The organism is Streptomyces pristinaespiralis, assembly GCF_001278075.1.
In the GTDB taxonomy this organism is placed as follows: domain Bacteria; phylum Actinomycetota; class Actinomycetes; order Streptomycetales; family Streptomycetaceae; genus Streptomyces; species Streptomyces pristinaespiralis.
Genome location: NZ_CP011340.1, coordinates 5,859,534 through 5,875,448, shown reverse-complemented (window position 1 = coordinate 5,875,448; position 15,915 = coordinate 5,859,534). Strand labels below are relative to the sequence as shown.

The window sequence follows — 15,915 nt, the reverse complement described above, 5'->3', positions numbered from 1 at the left end:
AGCCGCATGACAAATGACGTGGCAACGCTGCTGACCCGGCACACCGAGGCGCTGGCCCTGTTCACCGACCGGGTGCACGCCGTACGGGACGACCAGTGGGACGATCCGACGCCGTGCACTCAGTGGTCGGTGCGCGATCTCGTCAACCACCTCACGGCCGAGCAGCTGTGGGTGCCGGACCTGGTGACGGACGGGGCGACGATCGAGGACATCGGCGACGCGTACGACGGTGACGTCCTCGGCGACCGGCCCCGCCAGGCCTGGGACTCCGCGGCACGCGCCGCCCGTAAGGCGTTCTCCGGCGAGGGGGCGCTGGAGCGGACGGTCCAGCTGTCGTACGGGGAGACCCCGGCGACCGCCTACTGCTCGCAGATGATCAGCGACGCGGTGGTGCACTCCTGGGACCTGTCGCGGGCGATCGGCGCGGAGGAGCGGCTTCCGGAGGCGCTGGTGGCCTTCACCATGAAGGAGGTCGCACCGTACGCGCCGGAGCTGGCGAAGTCCGGGCTGTTCGCCCCGCCGATCGAGCCGCCCCCGGGCGACGACCCGCAGACGCGGCTGCTGGCGATGCTCGGCCGCCGCGCCTGAGACCCGGCCCGCGCCCGGTAGGACAGCCGGGCCGACGGGACGGCCGCGGCTCACCCCCCGGGACCGGCGGCCGCGACTCACCCCCGGACCCGCGACGGGCGCCGCGGCTCACGCCCGGTCCTCACGTCGCCGTGAGGTCACGGCTGAGCCGGGCGTACCCCGTCCGTAATGCGGCGCGTCCGCCCGCGTAACACGGATGTTCCACGCTGGGCGTCATGCGCGACGAGACCATCCCGACCCACTGTCCCTACTGCGCCCTGCAGTGCGGCATGAATCTGCGCGGTGTCCCCCGGCCGGACACCGCCGACGGGGCGGCCGTCGAGGTGGTGGAGCGACCCGACTTCCCCGTCAACCGGGGCGCCCTGTGCGGCAAGGGCCGTACCTCGACCTTCCTTCTCTCCTCCCGGGTCCGCCTGACCGGGCCGCTGGTGCGAAGCCGTGCCACAGGCCGGCTCGAACCGGCCACCTGGGAGGAGGCACTGCGTACGATCGCCGACGGGCTGCGGCGTACGCGCGAGGCGCACGGCGCCGACGCCGTGGGGGTCTTCGGCGGCGGCGGGCTGACCAACGAGAAGGCGTACACCCTCGGAAAGTTCGCCCGGGTCGTGCTCGGCACCTCGCAGATCGACTACAACGGCCGCTTCTGCATGTCGTCGGCCGCGGCGGCGCACAACAGGGCGTTCGGTCTCGACCGCGGGCTGCCGTTCCCGCTGGAGGACATACCGAGGACCGGCTGTGTGATCCTCGTCGGCTCCAACATCGCGGAGACCATGCCCCCGGCGCTGCGCTACCTGACGGAGCTGAAGGAGAACGGCGGCAAGCTGATCGTCGTCGACCCGCGGCGCACGAGGACGGCGGAGCAGGCCGATCTGCACCTGGCGCCCCGCCCCGGCACCGACCTGGCGCTCGCCCTCGGCCTGCTGCACGAGGTGGTCGCTCAGGGACGCACCGACGAGGACTTCATCGCCGCCCGCACGACCGGCTGGGCGGACGCCAGGGCCGCCGCCATGGCGCACTGGCCCGAGCTCGTCGAGCGGATCACCGGCGTGGGCGTGCCGCAGCTGCGTGAGGCGGTGCGGCTGTTCTGCGACGCGCCGTCCGCGATGGTGCTCACCGCCCGCGGTCCGGAGCAGCAGTCCAAGGGCACGGACACGGTGAGCGCGTGGATCAACCTGTGCCTGGCGACCGGCCGGGCCGGGCGGCCGCTGTCCGGTTACGGATGTCTGACCGGGCAGGGAAACGGGCAGGGCGGCCGCGAACACGGCCAGAAGGCCGACCAGCTGCCCGGCTACCGCAAGCTGGACGACCCGGCGGCGCGGGCCCATGTCGCGGGTGTGTGGGGCGTGCCGCCCGAGTCCCTGCCGGGGCCGGGGCGCAGTGCCTACGAGCTGCTGGACGCGCTGGGCGGGGACGTGAAGTCGCTGCTGCTGATGGGCTCGAACCCGGTGGTGTCCGCGCCGCGTGCGGCGCACATCGAGGGACGGCTGAGGTCGCTGGACTTCCTGGCCGTGGCGGACGTGGTGCTCTCGGAGACGGCCGCGCTCGCGGACGTGGTCCTTCCGGTGACGCAGTGGGCCGAGGAGACCGGCACGACGACCAATCTGGAGGGCCGGGTGCTGCTGCGCCGCAAGGCGCTCGACGCGCCGGCCGGGGTGCGCAGCGACCTCGAGGTGCTGAGCGCGCTGGCGGCGCTGCTCGGACACGAGAAGGGCTTCCCCGCCGACCCGGAGGAGGTCTTCGAGGAGCTGCGGCGGGCGTCGGCGGGCGGACCGGCGGACTACTCGGGCATCACGTACCGCAGGATCGCCGAGGAGGACGGCGTGTTCTGGCCGTGCCCGGAACCGCAGGACGAGGAGGGGCCCGGCGCCCATCCCGGCACGCCCCGGCTGTTCCTGGACCGGTTCGCCACCCCCGACGGGCTGGCCAGGTTCGTCGCCGTAGGACACCGGCCCGCCGCTGAGGAGCCCGATGCCGACTACCCGGTGCTGCTGACGACCGGACGGGTGGTCGCCCAGTACCAGTCGGGCGCGCAGACCAGGCGCGTCGACGAGCTGAACGCCGCCGCCCCGGGCCCGTTCGTCGAACTGCATCCGCAACTGGCGGAACGTCTCGGGGTCGCGGAGGGCGAGCCCCTGGCCGTGGTGTCGCGGCGGGGCAGGGCGGTCGGGCCCGCCCGGATCACCACGGGGATCAGGCCGGACACCGTCTTCATGCCGTTCCACTGGCCGGGCGAGGGACGGGTGAACACGGTGACGAACCCGGCGCTCGACCCGACGTCCCGTATGCCCGAGTTCAAGGTGTGCGCCGTCCGGCTGGAGCCGACGCGGGTCAGCGGCGGCTGACCGCCTCGTGCCAGTCGCCGCCGTCCACGGTTCTGCCGCCGGCCCGCAGCCGGCGGGCCACGCGCTCGGCGGCGACGTAGACCCACGCCCGGACCGGTGTGCCGTCCTCGAGGAGGACCTCGCGGGACACCCGCTCGTACAGGTTGGCCGGGTGGCCCGGTCCGCCGTACTCCTCCAGCCGGTCGAGGACGGCGAGCAGCCGCCCGTACTCGTCCGGCGCGGCGGTCACCGCCTCGCCGGTGACCGTGGCAGCCGGGTCGTCCGCGTCGAGCGCGTACGGGTAGCCGGGGCCTTCGTAGAGCACCGCGCCGGGGAGCAGGGCGGGACGTTCCGCCGTGGTGCGGCCCCGAAGGAGGAGGTCGTGGTTGCGTTCGCCGGGCCGGAGGGTGCCGTAGACGAAGAACGGAAGCTGCCGCCCGGTCACGGCGCCACGGTCTCCGCCCGCACCCAGGCGGCGTAGGCCGCGCCGGCGCGTACCACCGGGGTGGCGATGATCTCCGGGGTCTCGTAGTCGTGGGCGGCGGTCAGATGTGCTTCGAGGGCGTCGTAGCAGGCCGGTGTGGTCTTGAGGAGGACCTGCCACTCCTCGGCGGTCTCGATCCGGCCCTGCCAGCGGTAGACCGACGTCACCGGCGCGGAGATCTGCGCGCAGGCAGCGAGCCGGGCCTCCACGGCGCCCTGGGCGAGCCGCCGGGCCTTCTCCGCGCTGTCGGTCGTCGTCATCACGGTGAGCAGCGGCGGCGCGGCGGGGGTGGGTTCCACGGCGGGAGCTCCTTCTCGGTGGTCGGCCATGTGTCCGCGGGGCGGCCGGCGGCCGCGGACGAGGGGCGGGGGCCGGTGCGGCCCCCGCCCTTCACGTTACGCACCGCGCTCTCACACAGGGGCCCCGGCGGCGAACTGCGCCGCGTGGAGCCGGGCGTACGCGCCGCCCCGGTCCAGCAGTTCGTCGTGCGTGCCCTGCTCGACGATCCGCCCGGCCTCCATCACGAGGATCACGTCGGCGTCCCGGACGGTGGAGAGCCGGTGCGCGATGACGAAGCTGGTGCGCCCCCGGCGCAGCGACGCCATGGCGCGCTGGATGAGCACCTCGGTGCGGGTGTCGACGGAGCTGGTGGCCTCGTCGAGCACGAGGATCGACGGTTCGGTGAGGAAGGCGCGGGCGATGGTGAGGAGTTGCTTCTCGCCCGCGCTCAGGCCCGCGCCCTCCTCGTCGATGACGGTGTCGTAGCCGTCGGGCAGGGTGCGGATGAACCGGTCGGCGTGGGTGGCCGTCGCCGCGGCGACGATCTGCTCGCGGGACACCTTCCCGGGTACGCCGTAGGCGATGTTGTCGGCGATCGTCCCCCCGAACAGCCAGGTGTCCTGGAGCACCATGCCGATGCCGGAGCGCAGCCGGTCGCGGGACATGTCCCTGATGTCGATGCCGTCGAGGAGGATGCGGCCGCCGGTGACCTCGTAGAACCGCATGAGCAGATTGACCAGTGTGGTCTTGCCCGCGCCGGTCGGGCCGACGATGGCGACGGTCCGGCCCGGTTCGACGTCGAGCGACAGATCCTCGATCAGCGGCTCCGCGGGGTGGTAGCGGAAGGCCGCCTTCTCGAACGACACACGGCCCGCCGGCCGGCCGTCCTTCGGTCCGACGGGCCCCTCTCCGGTCGGCCCCGGGGTCTCCTCCTCCGCGTCCAGCAGGTCGAAGACCCGCTCGGCGGAGGCGACGCCCGACTGGAGGAGGTTGGCCATCGCGGCGACCTGGTTGATGGGCCCGTTGAACTCGTAGGAGTACTGCACGAAGGCCTGTACGTCGCCGATCGACAGCGATCCGGAGGCCACCCGCAGCCCGCCGGCGACGGCGATCAGCACATAGTTGAGGTTGCCGACGAAGCCGAGGGCGGGCTGGATGAGGCCGGACATGACCTGGGCGCGCAGGCTCGACGCGTGGAGCTGCTCGCCCAGTTCGTCGAATGTCTCCACGGCCTGCTTCCCCCGGCCGAAGGAGCGGACCTCCGCGTGGCCGGTGAACATCTCCTCGACGTGGGCGTTCAGCCTGCCCGTCACCGACCACTGCCGGACGAACTGCGGCTGGGCCCGCCTGCCGATGAGGGTGGCCACGTAGACGGACAGCGGCACCGTCGCCAGGGCGACCAGGGCAAGCAGCGGCGAGATCCAGAACATCATCGCCAGGACGCCGGCGATGGTGAGCACGGCCCGCACCATCTGGCTGAAGGCCTGCTGCATGGTCTGCGTGATGTTGTCGATGTCGTTGGTGGTGCGGCTGAGCACCTCCCCGCGGGCCTGCTTGTCGAAGTAGGCCAGGGGCAGCCGCGACAGCTTCGTCCCCGCCTCCTCGCGCAGCCGGTGGCCGACGCGCTGCACGACGGTCATGGCGAGCCGCATCTGGATCAGCGTGGTACCGGCGGAGACGGCGACCAGGCACAGGACGACGGCCAGCACCTCCGCGACGGCCCGGAAGTCGACCCCGTCCGGGCCGGCCGCGCCGTGGACGACGAGGTCGGTGGCGTGGCCGAGGAGTTTGGGGGCGAGCACGGACAGGGCGACGGCGGCCGCGCCGGCGGCGAGGACGCCGAGGACAAGGGGGCGTTCCGGTGCGGTCATCCGCAGCAGCCGCAGTCCGGAGGCCCGGAAGTGGAGGGAGCGTTCCAGTGAGGGGGAGCCGATGCCCCCGGGACCGCGCTGCTGCTGGGCCGGGCCGCGGCGCTCCGGTGCGGTGCCGCTCATGCGGCTTCCTCCTCGGTGAGCTGGGAGAGCACGATCTCCCGGTAGGTGGGGTTGTCCCGCATGAGTTCGTCATGGGTTCCGGTACCGACGACGCGGCCCTTGTCGAGGACGACGATCCGGTCGGCGCCGCGGATGGTGGAGACCCGCTGGGCGACCATGACGACGGTGGCGTCGGCGGTCTCCTGCGCGAGCGCCCGGCGCAGTGCCGCGTCGGTGGCGTTGTCGAGGGCGGAGAAGGAGTCGTCGAAGAGGTAGACGTCGGGCCTGGCGACCAGTACCCGGGCGATGGCGAGGCGCTGGCGCTGTCCTCCCGACAGGTTGGCGCCGCCCTGCGAGACCGGTGCGTCGAGGCCGTCGCCGAGCCGGCGTACGAAGTCGGCGGCCTGGGCCACCTCGAGGGCGTGCCAGAGCTCTTCCTCGGTCGCGTCCGGCTTCCCGTACCGCAGGTTGGAGGCGACGGTCCCGGAGAAGAGGTACGGCTTCTGGGCGACGAGTCCGACGGTGCGGGACAACAGCGCCGGGTCCAGGTCCCGTACGTCCACCTCCCCGATCCGGACCTCGCCGCCGGTCGCGTCGAACAGCCGGGCGGCGAGGCTCAGCAGGGTGGTCTTGCCGCTGCCGGTGGAGCCGATGACGGCGGTGACCCGGCCGGGGCGTGCGGTCAGGTCCACGGACCTGAGGACGGGCTCCTCGGCGCCCGGGTAGCTGAAGTCCACCCCACGCAACCGGAGTTCCCCTCTCCCGCGCAGCCGGTGCACGGGGGCGGCGGGCGGTACGACGCTCGGCCGGGTGCCGAGGACCTCCTGGACGCGTTCGGCGCTGACCTCGGCGCGCGGCAGGTGCATCATGAGGAACAGGCCCATCATCACGGACATCAGGATCTGCGTCAGGTAGCCGAGGAAGGCGACGATCGAACCGGCCTGCAGGGAACCGGAGTCGAGCCGGTGGCCACCGGTCCAGATGATGGCGACGGTGGCGATCTCCCAGACGATCAGAACGGTCGGGAACATCAGGGTCTGCAGCCGGCCCGCCCGCAGACCGGCCTCGAGGAGGGCGTCGTTGGCCTCGGCGAACCGCCGTTGCTCATGACGGTCGCGTACGAAGGCGCGGATGACGCGGATGCCGGTGATCTGCTCCCGCATCACCCGGTTGACCCGGTCGATCCGTTCCTGCATGGAGCGGAACACCGGCGGCAGGCGGCGCACGATCAGTCCGACGGACAGTGCGAGCACCGGGACGAACAGCAGCAGGAGCATCGCGAGCGGCACGTCCTGGGACAGGGCCATGGCGATCCCGCCCACGCACATCAGGGGTGCGGCGACCAGCATGGTCAGGATCAGCAGCGAGAAGGTCTGCACCTGCTGCACGTCGTTGGTGGTGCGGGTGATCAGTGACGAGGCGCCGAAGCGTCCGATGTCACGTACGGACAGGTCCTGGACATGGCGGAAGACGGTGGAGCGCAGGTCGCGGCCGATGCCCATGGCGATCCGGGCCGCGCAGTACACGGCGGCCGCGGCGGCGACGACCTGGAGGACCGTGACGGCGAGCATCACGGCGCCGGTGGTGAGGACGTGTCCGGTGTCGCCGCGCAGCACACCGTTGTTGATGATCTCGGCGTTGAGGGTGGGCAGGTAGAGGGTGGCCAGGGACTGGATCAGCTGGAGGAGGACGACCAGCGCGATCAGCCGGCGGTAGGGGTCGAGGCGGGCGGTCAGCAGGCTCAGCAGCACGGGCCGGCCCTCAGCTCGCGTAGGGGCGGACGGACTTGGCGGACCGCAGCGCCTCGGCCCACCAGGCGAGCTGGTCGAGCATGGTCTTGGCGGCGGCGTCGGGAGCGGCGGGCTCGCGGTGGTTGCCCTCGTCGTCGAAGTGGGCGCCGGCGTTGTGGAAGGACACCGTGTCGCGGACGGTGACGGCGTGCAGCTCGGCGAAGACCTGGCGCAGCTGCTCGACGGCGCGCAGGCCGCCGGAGATGCCGCCGTAGGAGACGAACCCGACGGGCTTGGCCTGCCATTCGCCGTAGTGCCGGTCGATGACGTTCTTGAGGCCGGCGGGGAAGGAGTGGTTGTACTCGGGGGTGACGACGACGAAGGCGTCGGCAGCGGCGAGCTTCGGCGTGAGCTTGGCGAGCTCGGCCCGCACGTCGGGCGAGGGTGAGTAGGAGAGGGCGGTGGGGAGGTCGGCATCGGCGAGGTCGACGACGTCGACGGTGAAGTCCTCGCGCCGAGCGGCACGGGAGACGAACCAGTCGGCGACGGTGGGTCCGAAGCGGCCGTCACGGTTGCTGCCGATGATGACGGCGAGCTTCAGCGCGGAGGGACGGTCGGACGTGGTGTCAGGCGTGTTGATGTCCATGCGAAGGAGCCTGGTACCTCAACTTTACTTGAGGTCAAGTCGCTCGGGAGATCCATCGCCCGGACGGCCCGTGACCCCCGCCACGGAGCACCGGGGCGGCGGAGGGCCGACGCCCCCTTCACCCGTTCGGCACGACACGCCCGACCACTCCCCCCGGCGCCGCATCACCGCCCCTGACCTGCAATGACGCACCCTGTCCAGGACGACACGCGGTTTCCTCCCAGGGAAACTGATTGGTCATCAGCAGGCGTGGCGGGCCGGGTGCCTCTTACCTCGGAGAAGACGAGACACCGCACCGCGCGCTTCCGGAGGACCCATGCGCACCACCGCCCGCCTGCTGACCGGCATCGCGATGGCGCTCGCCACGACCGGGCTCGCCGCCCATGGGGCGCACGCCGGGGACTTCGGAGAGCTGGAGGTGTACCCGTCGCCCGCCACCCCCGGCACGGAGATCACCGTGAACACCACGGCCTGCGGCAAGGACGGCCACGGCGTCGGCGACGCCCGGTCCCTGGGCGCCGGTGAGTTCAAGCTGTGGCCCGGCACGCACAAGGAGGTCGCGGTGGGCCGGTTCACGGTCCCCGAGGACACCCGGCCGGGAACGTACGGCATCGAAGTGCGCTGCAAGAACGGCAAGGAGGCGACCGGAGACCTCGAGGTGCGCCACCGCGAGCCGAGCGGGCACGTCAGAACAGGCGTCGGCGGCAGCGTGGGCCCCGACACCACCCAGATCGCGGCGGGCGCGGCGGTACTCACCGCGGCCGCTGTGGGCGGAACACTCCTCCTGCGCCGCCGGGCGAGCGGCGCGCAGAGAGGCTGACGGACCGGTACCCCAACCGTTCCTCGTCCCGCCGGATCCCCCGCTCCCGTCAGGCCTCGAGCCGACGGGAGCGGGGCGACGTTCCGGGCGATGCCGGCAACGCCGCCGCCCTCACGAGCCCCCAGGAGACCGAAACCCGAGACCCGTACGGACGGCCCGGCCCGGGCGCCGCCCCGCCGTACCCGCCGTACCCGCCGTACCCGCCGCGAGCGAAGCCGGAGGACCCATGAGCGCTCAGGACGGCACGAGGCGCCGGGCCAAGGGCTGGACCGTGGCCGCCGCGGTTTGCGCCGGGCTGTGGCTGGTCCACAACGGCACCCGCGACATCACCCCGCCCGTCCCCTCCGCCGCGCAGGCCTTCGCCGCCGGCCCGAACCAGCACACGGACGCGGCCGCCGACCCGCTGCCTCCCTCGGATCCGGTCCGGCTGCGCATTCCGCAGATCGACGTCGACGCCCCCGTCATGGGGCTCGGACTCTCCCGCGACGGCAGCCTCGACGTCCCTCCCGCCGAGGACCGGAACCTGGCCGGGTGGTACGAGGACGGGACCGCCCCGGGAGCCGAGGGCACGGCGATCGTCGCCGGCCATGTGGACAACGCGCAGGGGCCCGCCGTCTTCTACAGCCTCGGCGCCCTGGAGAAGGGCCACCGGATCGAGGTGCTCCGCGCGGACGGCAGGACCGCGGTCTTCACGATCGACGCGATCGAGGTGTACGAGGCCGACGCCTTCCCCGACAAGAAGGTCTACGCGCCCGCCGACCGGGCCGAGCTCCGGGTGATCACCTGCGGCGGCGACTTCTCCGAGAGGACCGGCTACCAGGGCAACGTGGTCGCCTACGGGCACCTCATCGGCGTCCGGGACGCCATCGCCAGAAAATAATAGCCATGGACATAGTGTCCATGTACCGTATCGGCCATGAGCACAGCACCCAAGGGCCCCACGCCCGGCTACCTGGTCTGGCGTCTTTCGACGAAGTGGCGCGTCGCGGTCGACCGCGCGCTCGCTCCCCTGGGGCTGACTCACGCGCAGTACACCCTGATCGCCTCGCTGCACGGCGTATGGCGGTCCGGGTACCACCCCAGCCAGCGGCAACTCGCCGACCACACCGGCCTCGAGCCGCTCTACGTCTCGAAGCTGGCCCGCGCCCTCGAGTCGTCGGGACTCGTACGGCGCACGCCCGACCCCGCCGACACCAGGGCCGTCCAGCTCTCGCTCACCCCCGAGGGGGAGGAGAAGGCCCGCCGCGCCGTCGCGGAGGTCCGCACGCTGCTCGACCGGCTGCTGGCCCCGCTCGGCGGGCTCGACGCACCCCGCACCGAGGAGCTGACGCGTGAGCTGCGGCTGCTGCTCGAAACACCGCTCGACGCACCTCCCGACGCCTTCGAGGACACGTCCACGACACCCGAGGAGTAACCATGTCGTCCACCACGCCGATCCTGCTCAACAGCCAGATCATCGGCCGGGCCCACTACGCGGCCCGCGCCCTGCTCGACCGTGAGCTGGACCGGACCGGCACCACCTTCCACCAGTCGATGGCGCTGAACGCGACCGCCGCCGAGGGCGGCGTCGCCGAGACGAGCCGGATCGTGGAGCTGTTGACCTCCACGCTGAAGATCTCCGCGGACACGGCCCACGCCACCGTGGCCGAGCTGCTGGCCGCCGAGCTGATCGAGCCGCTGGAGCCCCTTGCCGGCCAGGGCCCGCGCGTCGCTCTGACCGAGGCCGGCCGCGCCGTGCAGGGCCGGCTCGCCTCGGTCGCCACGGACTTCGGCCCGCGGGTGTACGGCGGCATCCCGGAGGAGGACCTGGCCGTCGCGGGCCGGGTGCTGACCGAGGTCATCGCACGGGCGAACGCCGCGTACGAGCAGACCGCCGACAGGTACTGACCGGCGTCACGCCGTCCACTGGTCGAAGCCGAGCTTCGCGACCAGCGAGAAGACGACGACGAGCAGCACCCCGCGGACGAACTCGCTGCCCTTGCGCAGCGCCATACGGGCCCCGAACATGCCGCCCGCCAAATTGAAGACGGCCATCAGCGCGGCCAGCTGCCACAGGACGGTGCCCTGGTAGGCGAACATCGCGAGGGCGCCGCCGTTGGTGCACACGTTCACGATCTTCGCGGTGGCGGACGCGGTCACCAGGTCCAGGTGAAGCACCGCGGTGAGCGCCAGCACCAGGAACGTACCGGTGCCCGGCCCGAAGAGACCGTCGTAGAAGCCGATGCCACCGCCGACGAGCACGATCGCCACGACGGTGCGGGTGCGGGTGACGCGGCGCTTGTCGGCGTCGGCGGCCGCGCCGAACGAGGGGCGCAGCATCACGAACGCGGCCACGCCGAGCAGCACCACCATGATCACCGGGCGGAGCACGTCGCTGCTGATGCCGGCCGCGAAGAACGCGCCGCCCATCGAACCCGCGAGCGCCGCGAGCCCGATCCGCACCGCCGTCCTGACCTGTACCGGCGCCTTGCGCACATAGGTGATCGCGGCACCGGAGGTGCCGACGATGGCGACCGCCTTGTTCGTTCCGAGGACATGGGCGGCAGGCACCTGCGGCAGGCCGAGCAGCAGCGCGGGGAGCAGCAGGAGACCGCCGCCGCCCACGACGGCGTCGATCCAGCCGGCGGCGGCCGCGGCGAGACAGAGGAGGACGAGCGTGGTCAGGGATATGTCGGGCACGGCGTGAGCCTATGGAGGGGGTGCGGCGTCAGTCCAACGATCAAGGAAGTCTTGAGGGTGACATGAGGTTGGGCGGGGGAAGGGGAGGCCGCCGGGCGGCCCCCCGCCGCCTCACAGCCCTCCGCCGCCGACGCTGAGCGCAGCGTTCCCCGCGGGAAACAGAAGGGAACCTGCCGGGTAACACCGCCGACGCACGCTGCTTGCATGACTTCGGAGATCGTGGTGATCGGCGGCGGGACGGCAGGCGCGCGGCTCGCGCGTCAGCTCGGCGCGGACGCCCGCGTCACGGTCCTCGGCGAGGAGACGCACGCGCCCTACAACCGGGTGCTGCTCGCGGAGGTGCTGGCGGGGCGTTACGGCCCCGAGGTGATCGCGCTGCCCGAGGTGCCCGTGCGCCGCGGTGTGCGGGCGACCGCCGTCGACCGGGACCGGCGGCTCGTGCACTGCGCGGACGGCACGTCCGTGGCATACGACCGCCTCGTGCTGGCGACCGGTTCCAACCCGGTGCTGCCGCCGCTGCGCGGACTCGGCCCCGGCCTCCCCGACGGCGTCCACCCCTTCCGCACCCTCGACGACTGCGCGGCGCTGTCGGCCGCGGTCGGACCGGGGACGCGGGCGGTGGTCGTCGGCGGCGGGCTGCTGGGGGTCTCCGCGGCCCGCGCGCTGGCCACCCGGGGCGCGAAGGTGCTGCTGGCCCAGCAGGGCGAGCACCTCATGGAGCGCCAGCTGGACACCTCCGCCTCCGCGCTGCTGCGGGCGCACCTGGAGTTCCTCGGCGTCGAGGTGCACACCGAGTGCCGGGTACGGGGTCTGCGGACCACCGCCGACGGGGCCGTCGGCGCCGTGGTCCTGGCGGACGGCTTCGCGCTGGACGCCGAGATCGTGGTGCTGGCCTGCGGGGTGCGTCCCCGTGTCGGTCTGGCGGTCGACGCCGGGCTCGAGGTGCGGCGCGGCATCGTCGTCGACGACGAACTGCGCACCTCCGACCCGTACATCCACGCCATCGGCGACTGCGCCGAGCACGACGGCGTCGTGCACGGGCTGGCGGGCCCGGCGCTGGAGCAGGCCGACGTGCTGGCCTCCGTGCTCCGCGCGGAGGGCGCCCGCTACACCGGCACCCGGGCGCTGACCCGGCTCACGCTCGCCTCCGCGACGAGCCCGTTCGACCTGGCCGCTTTCGGCGACCCGACCCCCCGCCCGGGGGACGACGTCGTCCAGCTCGCCGACGCCACCCGGGGCGCGTACCGCAAGGTCGTCGTCCGCGGGGACCGGCTCGTCGGCGGTGTCCTGCTCGGGGATCTCGCCTCGGTCGGCGCGCTCGCCCGGGCCTGGGAGGGCGACGAGGCCCTGCCGGACTCCCTCCCCCTGCTCCACCTGCTCACCGATGATGGAGGCCTCTGACATGGCTGCGAAGTCCACTCCCGCGACCACTGGCACGATCGTGGTCGTCGGCCACGGAATGGTCGGCCAGCGGTTCCTTGAGGCCCTCGCCGAGCGCGGCGTCACCGAGCGGGCACGCGTGGTCGTGCTGTGCGAGGAGCCCCGCCCCGCCTACGACCGGGTGCGCCTGACCTCGTACTTCTCCGGCAACACGCCCGACGACCTGTCGATGGTCGCGGACGGTTTCATGGCGGAGCACGGCATCGAACTGCACCTGGACGACCCCGCGGAGACCATCGACACGACCACCCGCACGGTCACCTCGCGCGCCGGGCTCACCCTGACGTACGACACGCTGGTGCTGGCCACCGGCTCGTACCCGTTCGTGCCGCCGGTGCCGGGCAAGAACGCGGAGGGGTGCTTCGTCTACCGCACCATCGAGGACCTGCTCGCGATCGAGGAGTACGCGAAGACGGCCCGCGTCGGCGCGGTCGTCGGCGGCGGTCTGCTCGGGCTGGAGGCGGCGGGCGCCCTCAAGGGTCTCGGCCTCGAGACGCACGTCGTCGAGTTCGCGCCGCGGCTGATGCCGGTCCAGGTCGACGAGGGCGGCGGCGCGGCACTGCTGCGCACGATCGAGAACATGGGCCTGTCCGTGCACACCGGTGTCGGCACCCAGGAGGTCCTCGCCGGCGAGAACGGCGCCGTCAGCGGCATGGCCCTGTCCGACGGTTCACAGCTCGCCACCGACCTGGTCGTCTTCTCCGCGGGCGTACGTCCCCGGGACCAGCTCGCCCGCGAGGCCGGCCTCGCGGTCGGCGAGCGCGGCGGCATCATCGTGGACGAGCAGTGCCGCACCTCCGACCCCGCCGTCTTCGCGATCGGCGAGTGCGCGCTGGCCTCGGACGGCCGGGTGTACGGCCTGGTGGCGCCGGGCTACGAGATGGCCGAGGCGGTGGCGGACGTGATCGACGGCGGCACACGGTCCTTCACCGGTGCCGACACCTCGACGAAGCTGAAGCTGCTCGGCGTGGACGTGGCCTCCTTCGGTGACGCGCACGGCGCGGCCGACGGATGCCTGGACGTCGTGTACTCGGACTCGCGCGCCGGCGTCTACAAGAAGCTGGTCGTCGACGGAAAGGGCACGCTGCTCGGCGGCATCCTCGTCGGTGACGCCGAGTCGTACGGCACCCTGCGGGCACTGACCGGCAGTGTGCCGCCCGTCTCCCCGGAGCAGCTCGTGCTGCCCGAGGGCGCCGGTGCGCCGGCCGCGCTCGGGCCGGGCGCGCTGCCCGACGAGGCAGTGATCTGCTCCTGCCACAACGTCACCAAGGGCACGATCCGCGGCGCGGTGACCGAGCACTCCTGCACCACCGTGCCGGAGGTGAAGAAGTGCACCAAGGCCGGTACCGGCTGCGGCAGTTGCGTCAAGGTGCTCGGCCAGCTCGTCAACGCCGAACTGGAGGCGTCGGGAGTCGAGGTCGACAAGGGCCTGTGCGGCTGCTTCGGGCAGACCCGCCAGGAGCTGTACGAGATCGTCCGTGCCCTGCGCATCACCTCGTACCAGAAGCTGCTGGACTCGCACGGCCGTGAGGCGGCCAGGGGCGGCAACGGCTGCGAGGTCTGCAAGCCGACCGTCGGTTCGATCATCGCCTCGCTGGCGCCCACGATCGGAGCGAGCGGCTATGTGCTGGAGGGCGAGCAGGCGGCGCTCCAGGACACCAACGACCACTTCCTCGCCAACATGCAGAAGAACGGCTCGTACTCGATCGTGCCGCGCATCCCTGGTGGTGAGATCACCCCGGAGAAGCTGATCGTCATCGGTGAGGTGGCCCGCGACTTCGGCCTCTACACGAAGATCACCGGCGGCCAGCGGATCGACATGTTCGGCGCGCGGGTGGACCAGCTGCCGCAGATCTGGGCCCGGCTGGTGGACGCGGGCTTCGAGTCCGGCCACGCGTACGGCAAGGCGCTGCGGACCGTGAAGTCCTGTGTGGGCCAGACCTGGTGCCGTTACGGCGTCCAGGACTCGGTGCGGATGGCGATCGACCTGGAGCTGCGCTACCGGGGGCTGCGCTCGCCGCACAAGCTGAAGTCGGCGGTCTCCGGCTGCCAGCGCGAGTGCGCGGAGGCCCAGTCCAAGGACTTCGGCGTGATCGCCACGGCGAACGGCTGGAACCTGTACGTGGGCGGCAACGGCGGCGCCACCCCGCGCCACGCGGACCTGCTCGCCCAGGACCTGTCCGACGCCGAACTGGTGCGTCTGATCGACCGGTTCCTGATGTTCTACATCCGCACCGCCGACCGGCTGGAGCGCACCTCGACCTGGCTCGAGCGCATCGAGGGCGGTCTGGAGCACGTACGGGACGTGGTCGTGCACGACTCCCTCGGCATCTGCGCCGAGCTGGAGTCGCTGATGGCCGACCATGTCGCCGGCTACCGCGACGAGTGGGCCGAGACGCTGGACGACCCCGAGCGGCTGTTGCGTTTCGTGTCGTTCGTCAACGCGCCCGACACCCCGGACCCGACGGTGAAGTTCGTGCCCGAGCGCGACCAGGTCAAGCCCGATCTGCCGCTGCTGTCCATCCGTTCGCTCGAAGAGACCCTGGAAGGTGCCGCCCGATGACCGCGACGACCCTCGCCCCCGCCACGACGGAGGTCCTGATCCAGCTCCGGCCCGCCGACGAATGGCTGGCGGTGTGCCCCCTGTCCCGGCTCACCCCGGGACGCGGAGTGGCCGCCCTGCTGCCGGACGGCCGTCAGGTGGCGCTGTTCCTGGACCGCGACGGTGCCCCGTACGCGATCGACAACCGCGACCCGTTCACCGGCGCGCAGGTCCTCGCGCGCGGTCTCGTCGGCTCGGCCGCGGGCCGGCCGTTCGTCGCCTCGCCGCTGCTCAAGCAGCGCTTCGACCTGTCGACCGGGCGCTGCCTCGACGACGAGTCGGTGGCGGTGGCGGCCTACGAGGTACGGGTGGCCTGAGGGGGCACCTCCCACGGCCGCCAGGCCGTAGGGGGA

15 protein-coding genes are annotated in these 15,915 nt (G+C 72.5%); 9 read left to right on the top strand and 6 right to left on the bottom strand.

The genetic code is table 11. The features are described from left to right. Positions 1-6 precede the first annotated feature (6 nt). Positions 7-588: a TIGR03086 family metal-binding protein gene (locus tag SPRI_RS24990; protein ID WP_005318009.1), complete on the top strand. Its 582-nt coding sequence runs from the start codon at positions 7-9 to the stop codon at positions 586-588. Positions 589-803: 215 nt separating this feature from the next. Next, a complete protein-coding gene (locus SPRI_RS24985) occupies positions 804-2,930 on the top strand; it encodes a molybdopterin oxidoreductase family protein (protein WP_053557324.1) in 2,127 nt (708 codons plus the stop codon). On the opposite strand, the gene SPRI_RS24980 is transcribed toward SPRI_RS24985, so the two are convergent. The 5 genes from SPRI_RS24980 to SPRI_RS24960 form a co-directional block, all read right to left on the bottom strand. Continuing rightward, positions 2,917-3,354: a gamma-glutamylcyclotransferase family protein gene (locus SPRI_RS24980; RefSeq protein ID WP_053557323.1), complete on the bottom strand. Its 438-nt coding sequence runs from the start codon at positions 3,352-3,354 to the stop codon at positions 2,917-2,919. The two genes, SPRI_RS24985 and SPRI_RS24980, sit on opposite strands and share 14 nt — an antisense overlap. Beyond that, on the bottom strand, positions 3,351-3,722 hold the full coding sequence (gene cutA, locus SPRI_RS24975) for a divalent-cation tolerance protein CutA (protein WP_053557322.1): 372 nt from the start codon (positions 3,720-3,722) through the stop codon (positions 3,351-3,353). Before cutA ends, SPRI_RS24980 begins: the two co-directional genes overlap by 4 nt. An 81-nt stretch (positions 3,723-3,803) precedes the next feature. Next, a complete protein-coding gene (locus SPRI_RS24970; RefSeq protein WP_005318004.1) occupies positions 3,804-5,666 on the bottom strand; it encodes an ABC transporter ATP-binding protein in 1,863 nt (620 codons plus the stop codon). After that, positions 5,663-7,396 carry an ABC transporter ATP-binding protein gene (locus SPRI_RS24965; RefSeq protein WP_005318002.1) on the bottom strand — a complete coding sequence of 578 codons (1,734 nt, stop codon included), beginning with the start codon at positions 7,394-7,396 and terminating at the stop codon, positions 5,663-5,665. Before SPRI_RS24965 ends, SPRI_RS24970 begins: the two co-directional genes overlap by 4 nt. A gap of 10 nt (positions 7,397-7,406) precedes the next feature. Next, complete coding sequence (locus tag SPRI_RS24960) at positions 7,407-8,021, bottom strand: NADPH-dependent FMN reductase (protein WP_005318000.1); 615 nt, start codon at positions 8,019-8,021, stop codon at positions 7,407-7,409. A gap of 316 nt (positions 8,022-8,337) precedes the next feature. On the opposite strand from SPRI_RS24960, the gene SPRI_RS24955 reads away from it, so the two are divergent. The 4 genes from SPRI_RS24955 (at position 8,338) to SPRI_RS24940 (ending at position 10,728) form a co-directional block, all read left to right on the top strand. Further along, entirely contained in the window at positions 8,338-8,841 is a 504-nt protein-coding gene (locus SPRI_RS24955) for a hypothetical protein (RefSeq protein WP_005317997.1), read from the top strand. 226 nt (positions 8,842-9,067) lie between these two features. After that, complete coding sequence (locus tag SPRI_RS24950) at positions 9,068-9,721, top strand: class F sortase (protein ID WP_005317995.1); 654 nt, start codon at positions 9,068-9,070, stop codon at positions 9,719-9,721. Between the two features lie 36 nt (positions 9,722-9,757). Continuing rightward, positions 9,758-10,255, top strand: a complete 498-nt coding sequence (locus tag SPRI_RS24945; RefSeq protein WP_005317994.1) for a MarR family winged helix-turn-helix transcriptional regulator — start codon at positions 9,758-9,760, stop codon at positions 10,253-10,255. Between the two features lie 2 nt (positions 10,256-10,257). After that, positions 10,258-10,728 (top strand): hypothetical protein, encoded by a 471-nt coding sequence (locus tag SPRI_RS24940; RefSeq protein WP_005317993.1) that lies wholly within the window; start codon positions 10,258-10,260, stop codon positions 10,726-10,728. Positions 10,729-10,734: 6 nt separating this feature from the next. On the opposite strand, the gene SPRI_RS24935 is transcribed toward SPRI_RS24940, so the two are convergent. Further along, complete coding sequence (locus SPRI_RS24935) at positions 10,735-11,520, bottom strand: sulfite exporter TauE/SafE family protein (RefSeq protein ID WP_005317990.1); 786 nt, start codon at positions 11,518-11,520, stop codon at positions 10,735-10,737. Positions 11,521-11,724: 204 nt separating this feature from the next. On the opposite strand from SPRI_RS24935, the gene SPRI_RS24930 reads away from it, so the two are divergent. The 3 genes from SPRI_RS24930 to nirD are packed head-to-tail and all read left to right on the top strand — an operon-like array spanning position 11,725 to position 15,879. After that, a complete protein-coding gene (locus tag SPRI_RS24930; protein WP_005317988.1) occupies positions 11,725-12,921 on the top strand; it encodes an NAD(P)/FAD-dependent oxidoreductase in 1,197 nt (398 codons plus the stop codon). After that, positions 12,908-15,523: a nitrite reductase large subunit NirB gene (nirB, locus tag SPRI_RS24925; protein ID WP_005317986.1), complete on the top strand. Its 2,616-nt coding sequence runs from the start codon at positions 12,908-12,910 to the stop codon at positions 15,521-15,523. The genes SPRI_RS24930 and nirB overlap by 14 nt, the downstream gene beginning before the upstream one ends. After that, entirely contained in the window at positions 15,520-15,879 is a 360-nt protein-coding gene (gene nirD / locus SPRI_RS24920) for a nitrite reductase small subunit NirD (RefSeq protein ID WP_005317983.1), read from the top strand. The genes nirB and nirD overlap by 4 nt, the downstream gene beginning before the upstream one ends. The last annotated feature ends 36 nt before the right edge of the window (positions 15,880-15,915 follow it).

What these genes read in the sequence shown, in the direction of transcription:
- SPRI_RS24930 (WP_005317988.1), top strand. Translation starts at nt 11,725, where the DNA reads ATGACTTCGGAGATCGTGGTGATCGGCGGCGGGACGGCAGGCGCGCGG.
- SPRI_RS24945 (WP_005317994.1), top strand. Translation starts at nt 9,758, where the DNA reads ATGAGCACAGCACCCAAGGGCCCCACGCCCGGCTACCTGGTCTGGCGT.
- SPRI_RS24960 (WP_005318000.1), bottom strand. Translation starts at nt 8,021, where the DNA reads ATGGACATCAACACGCCTGACACCACGTCCGACCGTCCCTCCGCGCTG.
- nirB (WP_005317986.1), top strand. Translation starts at nt 12,908, where the DNA reads ATGGAGGCCTCTGACATGGCTGCGAAGTCCACTCCCGCGACCACTGGC.
- nirD (WP_005317983.1), top strand. Translation starts at nt 15,520, where the DNA reads ATGACCGCGACGACCCTCGCCCCCGCCACGACGGAGGTCCTGATCCAG.
- SPRI_RS24990 (WP_005318009.1), top strand. Translation starts at nt 7, where the DNA reads ATGACAAATGACGTGGCAACGCTGCTGACCCGGCACACCGAGGCGCTG.
- SPRI_RS24970 (WP_005318004.1), bottom strand. Translation starts at nt 5,666, where the DNA reads ATGAGCGGCACCGCACCGGAGCGCCGCGGCCCGGCCCAGCAGCAGCGC.
- SPRI_RS24950 (WP_005317995.1), top strand. Translation starts at nt 9,068, where the DNA reads ATGAGCGCTCAGGACGGCACGAGGCGCCGGGCCAAGGGCTGGACCGTG.
- cutA (WP_053557322.1), bottom strand. Translation starts at nt 3,722, where the DNA reads ATGGCCGACCACCGAGAAGGAGCTCCCGCCGTGGAACCCACCCCCGCC.
- SPRI_RS24955 (WP_005317997.1), top strand. Translation starts at nt 8,338, where the DNA reads ATGCGCACCACCGCCCGCCTGCTGACCGGCATCGCGATGGCGCTCGCC.
- SPRI_RS24985 (WP_053557324.1), top strand. Translation starts at nt 804, where the DNA reads ATGCGCGACGAGACCATCCCGACCCACTGTCCCTACTGCGCCCTGCAG.
- SPRI_RS24940 (WP_005317993.1), top strand. Translation starts at nt 10,258, where the DNA reads ATGTCGTCCACCACGCCGATCCTGCTCAACAGCCAGATCATCGGCCGG.